16 protein-coding genes are annotated in these 17,454 nt (G+C 66.8%); 9 read left to right on the top strand and 7 right to left on the bottom strand.

What is annotated here, in order from left to right; all coding sequences use genetic code 11:
* Nucleotides 1-44: 44 nt before the first annotated feature.
* Nucleotides 45-971: a replication factor A gene (locus J2751_RS07715; RefSeq protein ID WP_209484813.1), complete on the top strand. Its 927-nt coding sequence runs from the start codon at nt 45-47 to the stop codon at nt 969-971.
* 1 nt (nt 972) lies between these two features.
* Complete coding sequence (locus J2751_RS07710) at nt 973-1,650, top strand: RPA family protein (RefSeq protein WP_245202677.1); 678 nt, start codon at nt 973-975, stop codon at nt 1,648-1,650.
* A 643-nt stretch (nt 1,651-2,293) separates the two neighbouring features.
* On the opposite strand, the gene J2751_RS07705 is transcribed toward J2751_RS07710, so the two are convergent.
* The gene (locus J2751_RS07705; RefSeq protein WP_209484811.1) at nt 2,294-2,509 is read right to left on the bottom strand and encodes a hypothetical protein; all 216 of its coding nucleotides are present in this window, start codon (nt 2,507-2,509) and stop codon (nt 2,294-2,296) included.
* 110 nt (nt 2,510-2,619) lie between these two features.
* Nucleotides 2,620-3,216, bottom strand: a complete 597-nt coding sequence (gene hisB, locus J2751_RS07700; protein ID WP_209484809.1) for an imidazoleglycerol-phosphate dehydratase HisB — start codon at nt 3,214-3,216, stop codon at nt 2,620-2,622.
* Between the two features lie 143 nt (nt 3,217-3,359).
* Between hisB and J2751_RS07695 the strand changes: the two genes are divergently transcribed.
* Nucleotides 3,360-4,754: an APC family permease gene (locus tag J2751_RS07695; RefSeq protein WP_245202676.1), complete on the top strand. Its 1,395-nt coding sequence runs from the start codon at nt 3,360-3,362 to the stop codon at nt 4,752-4,754.
* Between the two features lies 1 nt (nt 4,755).
* Nucleotides 4,756-5,559, top strand: coding sequence for a universal stress protein (locus tag J2751_RS07690; RefSeq protein WP_209484807.1), 804 nt, complete (start codon nt 4,756-4,758; stop codon nt 5,557-5,559).
* A gap of 1 nt (nt 5,560) precedes the next feature.
* Here J2751_RS07690 and J2751_RS07685 read toward each other — a convergent pair whose 3' ends face one another.
* The 3 genes from J2751_RS07685 to J2751_RS07675 all read right to left on the bottom strand — a co-directional run bounded on the left by J2751_RS07685 (nt 5,561) and on the right by J2751_RS07675 (nt 8,105).
* On the bottom strand, nt 5,561-6,274 hold the full coding sequence (locus tag J2751_RS07685; RefSeq protein ID WP_209484805.1) for a hypothetical protein: 714 nt from the start codon (nt 6,272-6,274) through the stop codon (nt 5,561-5,563).
* Between the two features lie 223 nt (nt 6,275-6,497).
* Complete coding sequence (hisA, locus tag J2751_RS07680) at nt 6,498-7,247, bottom strand: 1-(5-phosphoribosyl)-5-[(5-phosphoribosylamino)methylideneamino]imidazole-4-carboxamide isomerase (RefSeq protein WP_209484803.1); 750 nt, start codon at nt 7,245-7,247, stop codon at nt 6,498-6,500.
* 51 nt (nt 7,248-7,298) lie between these two features.
* Entirely contained in the window at nt 7,299-8,105 is an 807-nt protein-coding gene (locus J2751_RS07675) for a hypothetical protein (RefSeq protein ID WP_209484801.1), read from the bottom strand.
* 118 nt (nt 8,106-8,223) lie between these two features.
* On the opposite strand from J2751_RS07675, the gene J2751_RS07670 reads away from it, so the two are divergent.
* The 3 genes from J2751_RS07670 (at nt 8,224) to J2751_RS07660 (ending at nt 12,413) form a co-directional block, all read left to right on the top strand.
* Nucleotides 8,224-9,375 carry a thiamine ABC transporter substrate-binding protein gene (locus J2751_RS07670; protein ID WP_209484799.1) on the top strand — a complete coding sequence of 384 codons (1,152 nt, stop codon included), beginning with the start codon at nt 8,224-8,226 and terminating at the stop codon, nt 9,373-9,375.
* A gap of 145 nt (nt 9,376-9,520) precedes the next feature.
* On the top strand, nt 9,521-11,263 hold the full coding sequence (locus J2751_RS07665) for an ABC transporter permease (RefSeq protein WP_394357376.1): 1,743 nt from the start codon (nt 9,521-9,523) through the stop codon (nt 11,261-11,263).
* On the top strand, nt 11,253-12,413 hold the full coding sequence (locus tag J2751_RS07660) for an ABC transporter ATP-binding protein (RefSeq protein ID WP_209484795.1): 1,161 nt from the start codon (nt 11,253-11,255) through the stop codon (nt 12,411-12,413). The genes J2751_RS07665 and J2751_RS07660 overlap by 11 nt, the downstream gene beginning before the upstream one ends.
* Before the next feature lie 29 nt (nt 12,414-12,442).
* On the opposite strand, the gene J2751_RS07655 is transcribed toward J2751_RS07660, so the two are convergent.
* Entirely contained in the window at nt 12,443-13,627 is a 1,185-nt protein-coding gene (locus J2751_RS07655; protein WP_209484792.1) for a metal-dependent hydrolase family protein, read from the bottom strand.
* Nucleotides 13,628-13,757: 130 nt separating this feature from the next.
* Between J2751_RS07655 and J2751_RS07650 the strand changes: the two genes are divergently transcribed.
* Together J2751_RS07650 and J2751_RS07645 are read left to right on the top strand one after the other, a co-directional pair.
* The gene (locus tag J2751_RS07650; protein ID WP_209484790.1) at nt 13,758-15,386 is read left to right on the top strand and encodes a YegP family protein; all 1,629 of its coding nucleotides are present in this window, start codon (nt 13,758-13,760) and stop codon (nt 15,384-15,386) included.
* A 68-nt stretch (nt 15,387-15,454) separates the two neighbouring features.
* Nucleotides 15,455-16,360: an endonuclease/exonuclease/phosphatase family protein gene (locus tag J2751_RS07645; RefSeq protein WP_209484788.1), complete on the top strand. Its 906-nt coding sequence runs from the start codon at nt 15,455-15,457 to the stop codon at nt 16,358-16,360.
* On the opposite strand, the gene J2751_RS07640 is transcribed toward J2751_RS07645, so the two are convergent.
* Nucleotides 16,303-17,028, bottom strand: a complete 726-nt coding sequence (locus J2751_RS07640) for a DUF1028 domain-containing protein (RefSeq protein ID WP_209484786.1) — start codon at nt 17,026-17,028, stop codon at nt 16,303-16,305. The genes J2751_RS07645 and J2751_RS07640 overlap by 58 nt on opposite strands.
* Nucleotides 17,029-17,454: the final 426 nt, after the last annotated feature.

The raw sequence follows: 17,454 nt of genomic DNA, 5'->3' as shown, positions 1-17,454 counted from the left end.
CGGCGTACGCCTCCCACTGAAACACGACCGGAGGCGAGATACCCATGAGCGAACTGCGACAGGAAGCGGAAGCGATCGCGGAACAGTTCTCGGACCACCTCGACGTGGGTCCCGACGAGATCGAAGAGCGGCTGGAGAACCTCGTCAACGAGTACCGCGTCCCCCTCGATGAGGCACGACGGAGCGTCACCAACAGCTACCTCGACGACGCGGGAATGGAACGCGACGAACTCGGCCGCGGCGGCAGCGAGCGCGTCCAGGTGAACGACATCGACGAGGACGAGCAGTGGGTCGACCTGCGCGTGGAGCTCGTCGACCTGTGGGAGCCGCGCAGCGACTCGATCGCACAGGTCGGCCTGCTCGGCGACGAGTCGGGGACGATCAAGTTCGTCGCCTTCGAGACCTCCGACCTCCCCGAGCTGGAGGAGGGGCAGGCGTACGAGCTCACGAACGTCGTCACCGACGAGTACGAGGGCTCCTACTCGGTGAAACTCAACCGAACGACGGGGATCACGGCGATCGACGAGGAGATAGAGGTCGGCGACAACGCCGACACCGTCGAAGGCGCGCTCGTCGACATCCAGTCCGGCTCCGGACTGATAAAGCGCTGTCCCGAGGAGGACTGTACCCGGGTCCTCCAGAACGGGCGGTGTTCCGAGCACGGCCAGGTCGAGGGCGAGTTCGACCTCCGGATCAAGGCCGTCCTCGACGACGGCGAGACCGTCACCGAGGTCATCTTCGACCGCGAGGCCACGGAGGATCTCACCGGGATGGGTCTCGAAGAAGCCAAGGACATGGCGATGGACGCGCTCGACACGACCGTCGTCGCCGAGGAGATGGCCGAGGACGTCCTCGGGCGCTACTACCGCGTGACCGGACCGACGTTCGGTCGGTACGTCCTCGTGGACGAGATGGAGGTGCCCGGGGCAGTGGACGTCGAGAGCGCGCTGATCAAAGCGAGGTCGATCTGAGATGAGCGAGAGCCAGTCAACCCCCACGAGAGAGGTCGCCCGGCGCGCGTTCGCAAGCGAGTTCAACGACGCCGGCTACACGTTCAAGGAGTCCGATGACGACCGAGCACCGGTCTATGCGCTGTTGCCGACGGGCGAGTCCGCAAACCGCGTCTTCTTCGTCGGTACCCTCACCGAGACGGAGGACGTCGGCGAGGACAGCGAGTACTGGCGGGGCCGTATCGTCGACCCCACTGGGACGTTCTTCACCTACGCCGGCCAGTACCAGCCCGAGGCCGCCTCGGAGCTCCGGGAACTGGAGGCACCCTCGTACGTCGCGGTCGTGGGCAAGCCCCGGACGTACGAGACCGACGACGGGACGATCCGCGTCTCCGTCCGACCCGAATCGATCACGGAGGTCGACGCCGCGGTCCGCGACCGCTGGGTCGCCGAGACCGCCGAGCGCACGCTCGAACGGGTCGCCGCCTTCGACGACGAGGGCAACGAGTACGCCCGCATGGCCCGCGAGGAGTACGATCTCGACCCCGAGACGTACAGGGCCGCCGCCCTGTCCGCACTGGAGGGACTCGCCGACGGCGACGGCGACGAACTCGCCGACGGCGGTAGTGTCGACTCCGACGCCGGCAGCGATGCCGACGACGACACGGACCGGATCGACGGCGAAGCCGCCGAGATCTGAGACGGGCGCAACCGAACGGTACGCGTTTTTATACGAAATCAAGGAGAATACCTGCGGCTTGAGCCGCAGGATGAATCCGACAACTTAGAATCAACCCACGTTCGACGCCTCAGTTCGAGTTTCCAATACGTAGTTTGAAGTTCAAAGACCCGGTATAAAAGGGTAAGGTCAGGTCGGAACGGAGCGGATTTCGAACGACCTTCGGAGGCGGCCTCGCCGCCACTCAATGAGACAATATCCGAAACGCCGACGCGGTGAACACGAATCCTCGAAGGGTTCGTCGCTGTGCCCGTCGGCCTGAGCAAGCCCGGCGATACCTCCGAGTCCGGCGACGTGCCAGCGACTTCCCACTGGCAAAAACAACAGTTGAAAGTCAACGACACCGAGGATAGGAGTAACGGCCAGTTGGCATGGCCAGACAGCCACCGTCACGATGGCTGGGTTAGATGGGGACTCCCGTGAAGTGGCGGCGTCCGTGGTTGCAAACCTGAAACTCCCACCGCTCGGGATTCCTCCGCCTTCAGGCGGAGGAGGATGTCAATTCTTGATGTCGCGACGACGCGAAGCGACGGCAAACCGCCGCCGAAACGACTGTCCGCGGTGGCGTGCCGGTTCGGGAATCACAAGGACGTATGACCGTGTGTTAGCGGTCCCTGAAATTAACGGTGTAGCCGTTTTCACGGAGTGCTTCGACGAGGTCGTCACCTCGCTCGATAGTGAACTCGTGGAACGAGTTGGTCGGGCTATCCGTAGAATACAGCTCCGAGTCGATGTTCTCCGGGATCTCGTTCTGATGGGTGTCCTCCTGAACGACGACCGATCGACTAGGGACGTGGTTGCGGTCGGGATCGTCTGTCATCTGGATACGTCACGTTCTATCGATTCGGGTATTTGAATTCCGATCCTCGTTTCGGTCGTCTCGGACGCGACGTGACTGAATACCCCTCGTCGGCGACACCCGAGTCTCCGTTATAAGGATCCCTTCGTGCTCGGCGTGTCGCTCCGGCGGTCGTCGAGCCGCGTCGCGTCGTCGAGCGCTCGCGCTAGCGATTTAAATAGAGCCTCGACCTCGTGGTGGGCGTTGTCGCCGCGTTCGATCGTCGCGTGAAGGGTGAGGTCGGCGTTCATCGCCAGCGAGAGCGCGAAGTGGTCCGCCATGACGCTCGTGAACTCCCCGACCGACTCCTGAGAGAACTGGCCGGAGAACTCGTAGTGCGGGCGTCCCGCGACATCGACGACGACGCTCGCGACCGCCTCGTCGAGCGGGACGCGGCGGTCGGCGTACCGCCGGATGCCGCGTTTGTCGCCGAGCGCCTCGTCGAACGCCTCGCCGAGACAGATGGCGACGTCCTCGACGGTGTGGTGGTCATCGATGTGGGTGTCGCCGTCACAGCGGACGGTGAGATCGAAGAGGCCGTGTTTCGCGAACGACGCCAACATGTGGTCGTAAAAGCCGACCCCGGTGTCGATCTCGCTGTCGCCGTCGCCGTCGATATCGAGCGTGAGATCGATCGTCGTCTCCGACGTCTCCCGCGAGACCGCGGCCGTCCGGTCGTGGTCGCTCATACCGGTTCGTTGCGGGCGACTCTTAAGGCCGTTGCGGGCGACCAGCACGCCCCGGGCGGGTGACGATAGGGCCGCTTCGGGAGCGGGGCCGGGTCGCTTCCCGACCGCCGGTGGCTATTTTTATCCGCCGACGGAAGGGGACCATGGCAACCGACGACGCCGGTCCCGAGGGCGCCCCGGAGCCACCGGTAGAACACGATGTCGATCCGGACGAGGGGGAGCTCGAACGGACGATCGGGCTAGTCGGGGGCCTCGCGATAGGTATCGGGACGATGATCGGCGCGGGGATCTTCGTGTTCCCCGGGCTCGCGGCCGAGAACGCCGGCCCCGCGGCGGCGCTCTCGTTCGCGATCGGGGCCGTCATCGCGCTGCTCGTCGCGCTGCCGGCCTCCGAACTCGCTACCGCGATGCCCCGGAGCGGCGGCGGGTACTTCTTCATCTCACGGGGGCTCGGCACCGGTCCGGGGGCGATCGTCGGCCTCGGGCTCTGGTTGGGTCTGGTGTTCGCGTCCGCGTTCTATCTGGTCGGGCTCGGCAGCTACGCCGGGCAGGTGTTCACGGAGGCGGGGATCGCGCTGCCGATCAGCCCCGCAGTGCCGCTGGGCGTGGCGTTCGGGATCGGGCTCACGGTGCTCAGCCTGTTCGGAACGGAAAACACTGCCTCGCTCCAGAACGCGATCGTGATCGTGTTGCTGGCCATTCTCACGCTGTTCCTCTCGTACGGGAGTCTGGACGCGCTCGGCGTGTTCGGTGCCGAGTCGACGCCGGAGCGGTTCTTCCCGCCCGGTGGCGTCCTGCCGGTTCTCCAGACCGCGGCGCTCGTGTTCACCTCCTATCTCGGGTTCGCACAGATCGCGACCGTCGCGGGCGACATCAAGGATCCGTCACGGAACCTCCCGCTGGCGATGGTCAGTTCCGTGATCATCGTCGGCGTGTTCTACGTCGTCACCATCTTCGTCGCGACGAGCGCGTTCGGGAGCGCTCGCCTCGGCGAGTTCGGCGAGACCGCGATGGTCGAGGTCGCCCGCGAGTTCGTCGGGTTCCCGGGCGCGCTCGCCATCGTCATCGCCGGGCTGTTGGCGACGTTCTCCAGCGCGAACGCCTCGATCCTGAGCGCCTCGCGGGCGGTGTACGCGGTGAGTAGCGACGAGATCATCCCGAAGGCGGCGAGCCAAATTAACCTGAAGTACGGCACCCCGCACGTGGCGCTGGGCCTCGCGGGCGGTCCGATCGTCGTGCTCACGGCGACCGGGCAGGTGGAGCTGCTCGCCGAGGTGGCGTCGTTCCTCCATCTCGTCTTGTACGGCCTGATCTGCGTCGCGTTGATCCAGTTGCGTCGCGAGAACCCCGAGTGGTACACCCCCTCCTTCGAGTGTCCGGCGGGATTCGCGGTCGCCGGCGTCGGCGCAGTCGCGAGTTTCGGACTCATCGCGTTCATGCAGCCGGCGTCTATCGGGGTTGGGATCATCGTGATGGCCGCCGCATACGGGTGGTACCGCTACTACGCGACCGATGTCGAACTCAAGGGTGACTTCTAAGATGACGAACACACAGACACCGACGGCCGACGAACAGTCCGGAACTGACGACGGACGGCAGGGCGAGGACGCGGAGCGACCGACGGTGCTTGTCCCGCTCGAAGTGCTTGAAGGAGAGTCGATGCCGGACGGCACCAGCGAACTCCTCGCGAACGCGCGCGTGATCCTGCTCGGCTACCACGTGATTCCCGAACAAACTGCGACCGAACAGGCGCGCGAGCAGTTCGGCGAGACCGCGATGAAAAAACTCGGCGAGTTCGCTGAACGACTCACCGCGGCGGGGGCAGCAGTCGAGACCCGGCTCGTGTTCACCCACGAAGAGCAGGCAACGATCAATCGTATTATCTACGAACACGACTGTTTGGCCGTCCTCGTCCCGAACAGTATCGACGATCCCGAGTCCGTGCTCGTCGCCGTCAGGGGGACCGTCGGCGTCGAGCGCACCACGCAGCTGATCGCCGGGCTGTTCGCCGGAACCGACGTTGGAGTGACGCTGTACCACATCCTTGGTCCGGAGGAGAACGAAGGGGACGCAGAGACGCTGTTGAACGGGGTACGGACGGATCTCGTCGAACGCGGGATGAGACCGGAGGCGGTCGCGACTCGGATCGAACAGACGGAGACACCGATCGACGCGATCGCCCGTGTCGGCGAGGAACACGACGCCGTGGTGATGGGAGAAACCGATCCGTCGGTGACGACGTTCGTCTTTGGAATGCCGTCCAAACAGGTCTCTGAGCGGTTTCTCGGCCCGGTACTCGTTGTTCAACGGGAGCGGTCGGAAGACGGCGATGAGGCAAACTGACTCACCGGTATCGGTCGGGTGACGCGGCTGTTCGGCGTGGGTCGCCCGCTGTCTCGTCGGGCCGTCGTGATCGGATCTGGCGGGCGACAACGACACGGATCGCGACGAGTACGGCGAGGACCGGCAGCAACACGCCGACCGGACCGGATCCACCGGCGATGACCAGTGCGCGTAACGCGAACACGCTGCCCAACGCGACCGCGTACGTGGCTGTCGCCGCGACGACCGTGCCGATCGCGACGACCGACAGGAAGGTTACGAGCGCGAGAGCATACTGCGCCGATTGGCCGGCCAGTCGGACAGCATCGGTTACGCCGCGACCGATGGACGCTCGCGAAATCGGTGGACGCTCGGCGTCGGAAGGGGCCGATAGTTGCGCTTCGTCCGGATTGAAAACCGGTTTGGGAGTGGTGTCGTCACCGTGGGTACCGGAGGCGAGTTCGACGGGGAACCGCTCGCCGTCGAGCACGGCGATCCCGCCGGGTCCGTACCCAACGGACTCGACGAGGCGAACGATCGGGAACTCGTCGGACCACGTGTCCGGCGGGTCGAACGCCATCGTGTGACGCTCGCCGGTCGTCAACACCTCGATCGGAACCTGGATCTGTCCCGCCTCGACGTACGGTTCGCTGACGACTTCCGCGGTCGCGTATCCGCGCTCGTTCGTGTACTCGTGTGCGCGGAGGAGCCGTTCGGTAGCGTCGTCGACGGTCACCGGCCGGTGCCTCCCGTAAGACCGCCGGTCTCCACTCCGGCGGGGCACTGACGCGCCGCTTCGATGACGACAGTCATGAGACGGTAACTATACACACACCACGTCGCGAGAGCGCTTAAATGTCACCCTAACGAATAGCTGAGCCGTTGTGCTTCCTGTCGCGCTCGACGGTCTCCATCACGCTCTTCGCGGTCGTTGTCACGCCCTTTGTGACCGGCGGGGATTAGCTCTCGTCCGCCGCGGCTTGTGCCTCCCGGAGTGTGAATTTACCCTCGTACAGCGCAGTACCGACGACGACTGCGGCCGCGCCCGCCCGTTTCAACGCGACCACGTCGTCGACCGTCGCCACCCCGCCGGAAGCGATAACCGGGATATCGACCGATTCAACGACCGCTTCGACCGCCTCTCGGTCGATCCCCTGTAGCTGCCCCTCGACATCGACGTTCGTGAAGAGAATCGCGCCCGCGCCGAGTGTCTCGTATCGCGCCGCCGCTTCGGCGGGTTTGAGACCCGTCCCCTCGGTCCAACCGCTCACGACGACTTCGCCGTCCTTCGCGTCGAGACTGACGACGACGCTACCGGGATGTGTTTCATCGATATCGGCGACTATCTCAGGGGTCTCGACGGCCGCAGTACCGAGGATCACGCGGTCGATCCCGGCATCGAGGAGGCCGCGGGCGTCGGCGGCGGTCCGGATGCCGCCGCCGAGTTGGAGGTCGATGTCGTCGTCGGTCACCTCGACGACCGCCTCGATGGCGGCGGCGTTGGCGCGTTCCCCCTCGAACGCGCCATCGAGATCGACGAGGTGGAGGGTTTGCGCGCCGGCGTCAGTCCAGCGTGCGGCCGCCTCCACCGGATCGCCGTACCGTTTCCCCGTGCCGCGCTCGCCGCCGACGAGCTGGACGACCGACCCGTCCTGGACGTCGACGGCCGGGATCACCTCGAATGACGAGAATCGCTGTGAGTCGGACATGATCCGTTCGGGGACGCGCCGCGGATTAAAGCGGTCGGTTGCGGTCCGAGCTCACTCGACGGAGGGAATGAGCGCGTCGATCGCGTCCGCGAACAGCACCGGATCCGCGGAGAGAACGTCGGAGTCGTCGACCGGATCCTCGAGGACCGCCTCTCCGTCCACGGGAGCGTCGATCGATCGGTCGACCACGTCGCTCAGCGGCTCGGCGGGATGTGCGCCGCCGGAGATGAGCACGTCGGAACCGTCGTGCCAGACCGCGAGTCGAGCGGTCATTTCCGCCACGTCGTCGATCGTCGTCGTCGATCCGTCCAGAAGCGGGACCTCCCAGTTGATACCGAAGCGGGCGGCGAACTCGCTGGTTGTGGCCGTGTGGCCGCCGTCGACCGTCGTCTCACCACTATCAACTCGCTCAACGTCGGTGACGCCGGTCCCGTGGAGCTGGTCGCGGAACGCCGCCTCGGCGGCCGCGCGAACCTCGCCCATCAGGCGATCCCGGCCGAGGCCACCGGGTAGCCCATCGAGTGCCGGGCAGAGGTCGATGCGTGCGGCGAAGAAGGTCACCGGCGACCCGTCCGCGTCGAACGCCTCGGCGACCGCCTCAGCCATATCGACGTACTCGTGGACGACGGTTCGTTCGAGCGCACGGACCGTGACCGGGCCGAACGTCTCCTCGAACGCGACGCTGTCGGACGTGTCGACCAGCCGCCAGTCCTCCTCGATGCTGTCGTCAGTGACGACCGGCTCGGGGACCTCGCCGTCGCGCGTTCCCAGACAGCCGGCCGTCGCGAGGACGCCGGCGGCCGCGCCCGCCGCGAGCAGTCGGCGTCTGGTGAGATCCGTCGAGCGAGTGTCGTTCATACGGACGGTGAGGCCCCCACGACGTAAATCGATATCGTCGTTCGTCCCGATCGATCGGGACGAACTATCGGACGCGACACGGATCCCTTATGTAACCACCAAGTACAACAACCAAGTAATGATAAACGGGTCGAACGCGGACGACGGCACGCACAGTCGACGGGAGTTCATCGCGCTCGGCGGCGCGGCCGGGGTGACCGGGCTCGCCGGGTGTAGCGCCGAGCCGGTGGACGACACGAACGGAGAGGGCAGCGGAAACGGTGACGAAAACGGAGTCGTCGGCGACGGAGACGACGATCGCGTCCTCACCGTCGGGACGTTCGGGTCGTTCGTCGACGCGCCCTCTATCAGCCCGGGTGAGTGGCTGAAAGACGAGTTCGAGAGCCGGTACGACGCCGAGCTCCAGTACGCAACGCCGGACAACGAGCTGAACTACTACGTCGAGCGTGCCGCCTCCGGGGCACAGATGGACGCGGACCTCTACGTCGGCGTGAACACCGAGGACCTCGTCCAGATCGACGAGGCGTACGACGGCGACCTGTTCGTCTCCGATCTCGAGGTCGACGGCGACGAGGAGATCCGCGACGGGTTGCGGTTCGATCCGTTCGGCCGTACCGTTCCCTACGACACCGGCTACGTCAGTCTCGTGTACGACAGCACGGAGACGGAGGCTCCGGAGACATTCGAGGGACTGCTGGAGGAGGAGCATCGCGGCGACCTCATCGCACAGAACCCGGGGAGCTCGACGACCGGGCTCCGGTTCGTGTTACATACGGTCCATCGGTTCGGCGACGAGGGCGAGTACGACTACCTCGACTTCTGGGCGGACCTCCAAGAGAACGACGTTCGCGTGACCGACGCGTGGGACGCCGCCTACACCTCCTGGTCGGAGGGTGAGGCCCCGATGGTCGTCTCCTACTCCACGGACCAAGTGTTCGCGAGTCAGGACGGCGCGGATCTGGACCAACACCAGATCCGCTTTTTGAACGACGAAGCGTACGCGACGCCGTCGGGGATGGCGCTGTTCGAGGACGCGGAGAACCCCGAACTCGCCCGGCAGTTCATGTCGTTCATGCTGGAGCCGGACGTTCAAGGCGAGATCGTCGAGCGCAACGTCTCGTTCCCCGCAACCGAGACCGCGGAGCTGCCCGCGGACTACGACGAGCTGGCCCACGAACCGGACGTTCCGGTGACGTTCGACTACGACGAGCTACAGGGATCGATGGAAGGGTGGGTCTCCGAGTGGGAGCGCCAACTCGCGGGCAACTGAGCTCGGATCCGTGAGCGACGATCCGGTTGACGACGACGGCACCCCTGACAACACCTCCGGCGACACCCGTGACGACGATCCGGAGGCGTCCGCCGCCTCCGGCCAGCGCCGCACGGCGCGTGTCAGGGACCGGCTGGAGCGACGCGTGTTGGCGGCGCTCGCGCTCGGGACGCTCGGCGTGTTGCTCGTCGTCTTCTACTATCCGGTCGCGACGGTCCTCGTCGAGTCGGTCGTCGTCGACGGCGTCGTCACGCTCGGCGTGTTCGTCGAGTTGCTTCGCGACCCGTTCTACTTCGGCGATCTTGCGCGGGTGTTCGCGGGCGAGAACCCACTGACGGTCGCCCGCGACTTCCTCGGGCCGGACAGACGGATCGGGATCATCGGCTTCACCGCCTATCAGGCGGCGCTGTCGACGCTCGTCAGCGTCGCGCTCGGCGTCCCGCTCGCGTACCTGCTCGCCCGCTTCGAGTTCCGCGGCCGCCGGACGCTCCGGTCGCTCACCATTCTCCCGTTCGTGTTGCCGTCGATCATGGTCGCGGTCGGGTTCGTCGCCACGTTCGGGCGGACCGGAACCCTCAACTCGGTGCTCGGCGCGCTCGGGCTCCCGCCCGTCGAGCTGATGTTCACGCTGGAGGCGATACTGATCGCGCACGCGTTTTATAATGCACCGCTCGTCGCGCGAGTGACGACTGCCGCGTGGGAGTCCGTCGACGCGAGCGCGATCGAGACCGCCCGGAGCCTCGGTGCGGGTCCGTTGCGGGCCTTTTACGACGTGGTCGCCCCCCAGGTGTACCCCGCGGTGTTGATGGGGGCGGCGCTGACGTTCGTGTTCACGTTCGGGACGTTCCCCATCGTGTTGGCGCTCGGCGGATTCCAGCTCGCGACCGTCGAGGTGTTCATCTACCGACTCGTCCGGGACCTGAACTACGCGGAGGCAGCAGCGCTCGCCGTGGTCGAACTCGTCATCTCCCTTGCGGTGTTGTTCGCGTACCTCCGATACGAGGCGAAACACACCGTTCAGTCCGGCGGCGTCAGACCGCTACCGCGCAAGCCGCTCGTTCCACCGGTGAACACGGTACGGGAGTGGCTTCCGCGAGCCGGCCTCGGCGTCTACGCCGTGGTCGCGTCGTTCGTGTTCATCGCGCCGATCGCCTCGATGATCCTCGCGAGCGTCACCGGCGGGGACGGGGCCTTGACGCTGGAGCACTACCGGTTCCTGCTTGACCGACAGGAGACCGGGGCGGCGTTTCAGGTCCGACCGTGGCCGGCGATCCGGAACTCGCTCGTTTTCGCGGCGGCGTCGGCGCTGGTTGCGCTGCCGATGGGCGTCGTCATCGCGGTGGTCACCACCCGCGAGTACCTCGGACGGAAGCTCGTTGGGACGCTCGCGATGGCCCCGTTCGCGGTCTCGGGTATTCTGGTCGGACTCGGGTTGCTTCGGGGGCTGGTGTTCGGCGTCGAGATCGGCGGGTGGCGGATCGCGATCGCCGGATCGGCCGCGATCGTCGCCGCACACGCGGTGTCGGGCTACCCGTTCGTCGTCCGAACGGTCGCGCCGGGACTGGAGTCGCTCGATCGGTCGCTGATCGAGTCAGCGCGAGCGCTCGGTGCGTCGCGCTCGCGTGTCGTCCGCGATATCGAGCTCCCCTTGGTGTGGCCGGGGGTCGTCGCGGGCGCGGCGTTCGCGGTCGCCATCTCGATGGGAGAGTTTACGTCGACGATCGTGCTCGCGACCGGGGCAGACGCGTACACGATGCCGATCGCCATCGAACGATTCATCGGTCGGCGGCTCGGACCGGCGACCGCGATGGGCGTGGTACTGCTCGTGGTGACCGCGATCAGTTTCGTCGTGATCGAGCGACTCGGAGGGGATTACAGTGGACTCTAATGGAGACGATCTATCGACGACGGCACGGAACCGAGCGCACGCCCCCGGACCGGACGCGCCGGTCGCGGTCGAGCTTGCGGGCGTGGCGAAACGCTACGACGGTGCGGTCGCCGTCGAGGACGTGAACCTGGAGATCCGCGAGGGCGAGTTCTTCACGCTCGTCGGTCCCTCGGGCTGCGGAAAGACGACGACGCTCCGGCTCATCGCCGGGTTCGAGACGGCGACCGAGGGGACGGTCCGGTTCGGCGGACGCGACGTTTCGGGGTTGCCGCCGGAGGACCGCGACGTCGGCGTCGTCTTCCAGAACTACGCGCTGTTCCCGCACATGACCGTCGGCGAGAACGTCGCGTACGGGCTGAACTTCGCGGACCCGCCCGGCGGCGTGACCCGCGAGGAGCGCGTCGCGGAGCTGCTCGAACTCGTTGACCTCCCGGGAACCGCCGACCGCGACCCGGACAGCCTCTCGGGCGGGCAACGACAGCGAGTGGCGATGGCGCGGGCGATCGCGCCCGGCCCCGACCTCCTGCTTCTGGACGAACCGATGAGCGCGCTCGACGCGCAGCTTCGCGAGCGGCTTCGCGTCCAGATCCGGACGATCCAGCGCGAGCTCGGTATCACCACCGTCTACGTTACCCACGACCAGGAGGAGGCGCTGGCGATCTCCGACCGGGTCGCGGTGATGCGTGGCGGGACACCGGACCAGGTCGCGCCGCCGCGGACGGTGTACAGGGAACCCGATTCCCGGTTCGTCGCCGAGTTCGTCGGCGACAACAACGTCTTTTCCGGAACCGCGGTGGACGCCGCCGGCTCGACCGGTAATGACGTCCTCGCGGTCGATATCGACGGGGAAACGCTTCGAGTCGCCACCGGACCGGGGGCGGACGGTACGGGCCGGGGCGACGAACCGAACCCCGACTCCGGCGACCGAGTGACGTTCTGCGTCCGTCCGGAGCATCTGGAGATCGACCGGTCCTCGAACGCGGTCCGGGCGACCGTCGAGAGCGCGGAGTTCCTCGGCGAGACGACCCGTGTCCACCTCGACTGGGACGGGACCCCGTTAGTGGTCAGAACGCGCGATCCCCTCACGGGAACTGTCGCCGTGGGCTTTCACCCCGACGACGCCCACGTGATCGACGTGGAACGATTATAAGTCAGACAGAGAGTGGACGGGGGACCCGCTCAGACGACTCGGTCGCCGTCGACGAACACGGCCTCGGGATCGCGCCACGCGTCGGCGTCCGAGTTGGGGTCGCCATCGAGAACGACCAGATCGGCGCGGTACCCCTCCGCAACGCGCCCGACGTCGTCGAGTCCGAGGAGGTCGGCCGCGTTGACGGTGGCCGCTTCGAGCGCGTCCGCGGGCGACAGGCCGTGATCGACCATCAACGAGAGCTCTCGGGGGATCCCCTCGAAGGAGTTGAACGGCGTTCCCGCGTCGGTCCCCATGGCGATCGGTACGTCGGCATCGAGCGCGTGTTCCCACGCGTCGCCGAAGCGTTCGGCGGCGTCCTCGGCCTTCGCAACCGCGTCCGCCGGAATCCCGGCCTCGATCCCGTTCTCGACGATGCCGCGGAGCGCGCTCGCGGTCGGCACCCAGTAGGTGCCGCGGTCAGCCATCATCTCGGCCGCCTCGCGGTCCATGAACGTCCCGTGTTCGACGCTCGTGATCCCCGCCTCGGCCGCGTTTTTGATGCCGACCTCGCCGTGGGCGTGGGCCGCCGTCGGAGTGCCGGTCGGCGCGGCCGCGTCGGTGAACGCCGCCAGCTCGTCGGGCGTCAGCTCGGGCGCGCCCGTCACCGCACCCTCGGTGAGCACACCGCCGGTCGCCATACACTTGAGCACGTCCGCGCCCGCCTTCAGCTGCTCGCGGGCCGCCTTCCGGACCTCGGCCGGCCCGTCGGCCTCGCGGCCGAACCAGTTCCCGTGGCCGCCGGTCATTATCACGTTACGCCCGCACGCGAGGACGCGCGGACCGTCGAGATCCCCCGCATCGACCGCCTCGCCGGCGTCGAGCGCGAGCGTTCCCCGACTCCCGAGGTCGCGGACGGTCGTGACGCCGGCCTCGACGGCGGCTTCGAGGTTGCTCGCAGCCCGGTAGCTCGCGGTGTAGTCGCTGTCGGAGACCGCGGTGGCGACGTCCGGGCGACCGTCCATCATCAGGTGGACGTGTGCGTCGATCAGTCCGGGCGCGACCACGTTTCCCGACACATCGATTTCGGTCGGTTCGGCGTCGGTTGCGTCTGCTTCGGCGGCAGCAAGATCCGTGTCGTTCCCGACCGCGACGATCTCGCCGTCCGCGACCGCAACGTCTGCCTCGCGTGTCCCATCGACATCTGCGACTCGTCCGCCTTGGAGTACGTACATAGCGCGTGATGACGCGTAGATCCCGTAAGCGATCGGGTAGCGGTAGTTCGGCGGCGTGTGATCGGCTGACCTGAGCGGCTCCACGAGATACACCCGCATATATAAGCCGGTGGCCGAAGACGACGAGGGTATGGCAAACAGTGACGATTCTTCGGGCGGATTGTACGAGCGGCGTATCGGAACGCCGACGACGAACGACGAGGTGAACGGCTACTGGCTGTTCGCGTTCGGTGTGCTGGTCGGGCTGGTGGGGGTCGTGGTGTTCTTCCTCACCGAGCCGGCAACGACCGCACGCGGGATTGGTTACGCGCTTGCGGCGCTCGCACCACCGTTCGTCATGCTCGGAGCGGTTATCCGGTTCCCGCTTCGGCGAACAGGGACGACTCTCGGCTATCTCGGCGCGATAGCGAGTTTCGGTGCCGTCGTCTGGTTCGTGAGCATCTTCCCCGGCGGCTGGCTCACGGCATCCGGCGATCTCGGCGTGATATCGTTGTACGCGGTCGGACTCGCGCTCGTCGGGCTCGCAGGTGCCGTCGTCCCATTGCTCTCGGACCCGGTACACGATGACTACGAGCGGATGCGATCGGAGACGAGCGAGACCGCCGCGGAGCGGGACGCGACGAGCGCGGAGCTGGAGTCGACCCGCGAGGAGCTGGCCGCCGCGGAGGAGCGTGCGGACGACCTCGACGCAGAGGTAGCAGCCGCCCGCGCCGAGACGGCCGCGCTCCGCGAGAGCAAGGCTCGGTTCGAGCTATTCGAGGACGCGGGCGGGAAGCCGCGCTGGCGGCTCCGCCACCGCAACGGCAACGTCATCGCTACTTCCGGACAGGGATACAGCAGTCGCGGAAAGGCCCAACAGGGACTTCACAGCGTCCGGCGAAACGCGCTCGGCGCGGGACTATTACGGATCGAGACGGCCCCCGAGGAGGCGGGGACCGCCGCCGTCGACGACGGACCGGAACCGGAGGACGCGGCGGAGCCCGGCGTGGCGATCCCCACAGAAGACGACGCGGCCGAAAGTGAGGCCACGTTCGAGCTGTTTGAGGACGACGCGGGTGAACACCGCTGGCGGCTCCGTCACGACAACGGGAACATCATCGGCGACTCCGGCGAGGGGTACGCCTCCAGATCTAACGCAAAACGGGCGCTCGGGCGAGTCCGCGAACACGCCGCAGCCGCCGACTACCTCCGCGTCGACCCCGCCGCGTTCGAGCTGTTCCGCGACAAGGGCGGCCAGTACCGCTGGCGGCTCATCCACGAGAACGGGAACATCATCGGTGACTCCGGAGAGGGCTACTCCTCCCGGTCGAAGGCTCGGCAGGGGCTCGACAGCGTGCGGTCAAACGTCGCCGACGCGCCGGTCGAGGACCTCGACGAGAGCGACGGAGACGACACGCGAAGCGCACCCGCGACGTTCGAGCTGTACGAGGACAACGGCGGGGAGTACCGCTGGCGGCTCCGCCACCGCAACGGCAATATCATCGCCGACTCCGGTGAGGGGTACACCTCGAAAAGCGGCGCGAAGGATGCGATCGAACGCGTCCGCGAGTACGGTCCCGACGCCCACGTGCTTGACGCCGGAAGCGCGGCGTTCGAGATATACGAGGATGCCAGCGACGAGTGGCGCTGGCGGCTCCGCCACCGTAACGGCAACATCGTCGCCGACTCCGGCGAGGGGTACACCTCGCGGTCGGCCGCGGTCGACGCCGTCACGAGCGTCAAGCGGAACGCGCCGGGTGCCGCCGAGGAAACGGCCTGATCGGCAGGTCCGTCAACGGTGCGGTTCGGTCGCGCCTTTTAATCGGGTCGGCTGCGAGAGAACCGATAATGAGCCGGATCCGGGTGCTGAGCTACAACGTTCGGTACGACAATCGAAACGATCATCACGACGCGTGGTATGCTCGCCGCGACGGCGTGCTCGGTCTGGTCCGGTTCCATCGTCCCGATGTGGTCGCGTTTCAGGAGCCGTTGCCCGCACAACGGGCTGACCTGCGCGAGGGGCTTCCGGAGTACACCTTCGTCGGTCGCGGCCGGGAGCCCGGCGGCGACGGCGAGGGGTGTCCGATCGGCGTTCGAACCGACCGGTGGCGCGTCGTCGACGACGGTACTTTCTGGCTCTCGGAAACACCCAACGATCCCTCAACCGACTGGGACGCAGCCCACCCGCGGATCGCGACGTGGGCGATGGTGGAGCCACGAGAGTCGCCCGACGGGCCGGCCGCTCGCGGAACCGAACCGCTGTTGATCGGTAACACCCACTTCGATCACGTGAGTTCGCGAGCGCGCCGGGAGTCGGCTCGGTTGCTCGCCGAACGGATACCACAACTTGCGGCAGGGGGCGGGGACCCCGGAGACGCGAGTAGAGATGTTGTGCTCGTCGGCGACCTCAACACCACCCCGGGGTCGGAGCCACACCGGATCCTGACCGGAGCAGTCCCGGACACAGACTCCGCGGAACGGCGGGCCGACCTCCGGGACGCCGTCGCCGATGCCGAGATTCGACACGGCCCGACGACGAGCGTGACGGACTTCGTGCGACTGATCGATGACCGGCGGATCGATCACGTCCTCGTCTCTCCGGGCATCGAGTCAGAGGCCGCGGCGACGCTCGCCGACCGCGACGACCGCGGACGGTATCCCTCCGATCACCTTCCCGTGCTCGCTCGGCTCCGTCGTCACTCGGCCGCGTCGGCGTCGTCCGCCCCGTCAGGTCCACCCTCGTCGTCAGAGTAGCGTTCCAGCACCGTTTCGTACCCGCGTTTCGCCGTCTCGAACGTCTCCCGGAGGTCGGCGACGGGCGTCTCCGTCGCGTCGACCCGAAGGTCGTTGTAGTAGGGGTCCGAGAGCTCTCCGTCCTCGGTGGTCGTCACCTTCAGCGCCGCCGACTGGACGACGAGATCCTCGCGCTTGTCGCCGCCCGCCTCGTGGCCCGCCTCAAGCGCGTCGATCAGTCGCTCGGCGAGAGGGATCTCGGCGTGGGCGGTCGACTCGTAGGCGGCCGCGACGTCGTCGATCACGTCTTCACCGGTCAGCAGGTTGCCTGCGACGGTGTAGTTCTCGCCGACCGTGTGGCCGTACCAGTCGTTACACGCCTCGCCGGAGAACGCGAACGTTCCCTCAGCGTCGACGCCGTGGAGCTGTCGCTGCTCGCGCCCCTCATCGGCGTTGAGGAGGGCGTCGAGCGCGTCCTCGACCGCGAGACCGTCGCCGAGGTACGCGATCCCCTTCCGACCGAGTTCGACGTTGACGAGCGACTGCGTCGCGATCGCCCCGTCCGGCGAGGCGAACGGACACAGCGTTCCGACGCCCGGCAGGCGGGTGGTGACCGCCACGCCGAACCGGACCTGATCGTTTCCCTCGTCGTCGGTGTACCGCTCACGAACACAGATGCTGAACGTCACGAAAGAGTGTGTGTCGGCCGACCGCAAAAGGGTACCCAACAGCGGTGTCGGTACCGGTTTGTGAGGGACACCGACCAAAGCAGCTACACCGGGCCTGCTGGGATGACCGAGACGAACTCTGGTGTCGATTTCACGGCTAGTATATAAAAACCGGTGAGGAACTCGAACCGCTCGGACGACGTGATCGCGTTCAGGCGGGCGGACGCCAGAGATAGTTGAATGGTAACACCCGACATCCTTATGCGTGTGAATCCCTACCATATATATAGCCTCGGATACGGGCCGAAACGGCGGTCACCCGCGTGGCCAGTCCCGATGGCGTGTCAGTCGTGACGTCGAGAACGACGAGTTGGGTCGGCGAGCCACGCGTCCGTCGCGACTCGAACCGTCTGTCCCGCCGTTGCGACCTGGGCCGACAGTTCGGGT

The organism is Halorubrum alkaliphilum (genome assembly GCF_017873815.1).
In the GTDB taxonomy this organism is placed as follows: domain Archaea; phylum Halobacteriota; class Halobacteria; order Halobacteriales; family Haloferacaceae; genus Halorubrum; species Halorubrum alkaliphilum.
Note: the sequence above shows the minus strand (reverse complement) of the source record. Positions and strands in the feature narration are given on the sequence as shown.

What these genes read in the sequence shown, in the direction of transcription:
- J2751_RS07645 (WP_209484788.1), top strand. Translation starts at nt 15,455, where the DNA reads ATGAGCCGGATCCGGGTGCTGAGCTACAACGTTCGGTACGACAATCGA.
- J2751_RS07675 (WP_209484801.1), bottom strand. Translation starts at nt 8,105, where the DNA reads ATGAACGACACTCGCTCGACGGATCTCACCAGACGCCGACTGCTCGCG.
- hisA (WP_209484803.1), bottom strand. Translation starts at nt 7,247, where the DNA reads ATGTCCGACTCACAGCGATTCTCGTCATTCGAGGTGATCCCGGCCGTC.
- J2751_RS07650 (WP_209484790.1), top strand. Translation starts at nt 13,758, where the DNA reads ATGGCAAACAGTGACGATTCTTCGGGCGGATTGTACGAGCGGCGTATC.
- J2751_RS07705 (WP_209484811.1), bottom strand. Translation starts at nt 2,509, where the DNA reads ATGACAGACGATCCCGACCGCAACCACGTCCCTAGTCGATCGGTCGTC.
- J2751_RS07715 (WP_209484813.1), top strand. Translation starts at nt 45, where the DNA reads ATGAGCGAACTGCGACAGGAAGCGGAAGCGATCGCGGAACAGTTCTCG.
- J2751_RS07655 (WP_209484792.1), bottom strand. Translation starts at nt 13,627, where the DNA reads ATGTACGTACTCCAAGGCGGACGAGTCGCAGATGTCGATGGGACACGC.
- J2751_RS07695 (WP_245202676.1), top strand. Translation starts at nt 3,360, where the DNA reads ATGGCAACCGACGACGCCGGTCCCGAGGGCGCCCCGGAGCCACCGGTA.
- J2751_RS07710 (WP_245202677.1), top strand. Translation starts at nt 973, where the DNA reads ATGAGCGAGAGCCAGTCAACCCCCACGAGAGAGGTCGCCCGGCGCGCG.
- hisB (WP_209484809.1), bottom strand. Translation starts at nt 3,216, where the DNA reads ATGAGCGACCACGACCGGACGGCCGCGGTCTCGCGGGAGACGTCGGAG.
- J2751_RS07690 (WP_209484807.1), top strand. Translation starts at nt 4,756, where the DNA reads ATGACGAACACACAGACACCGACGGCCGACGAACAGTCCGGAACTGAC.
- J2751_RS07670 (WP_209484799.1), top strand. Translation starts at nt 8,224, where the DNA reads ATGATAAACGGGTCGAACGCGGACGACGGCACGCACAGTCGACGGGAG.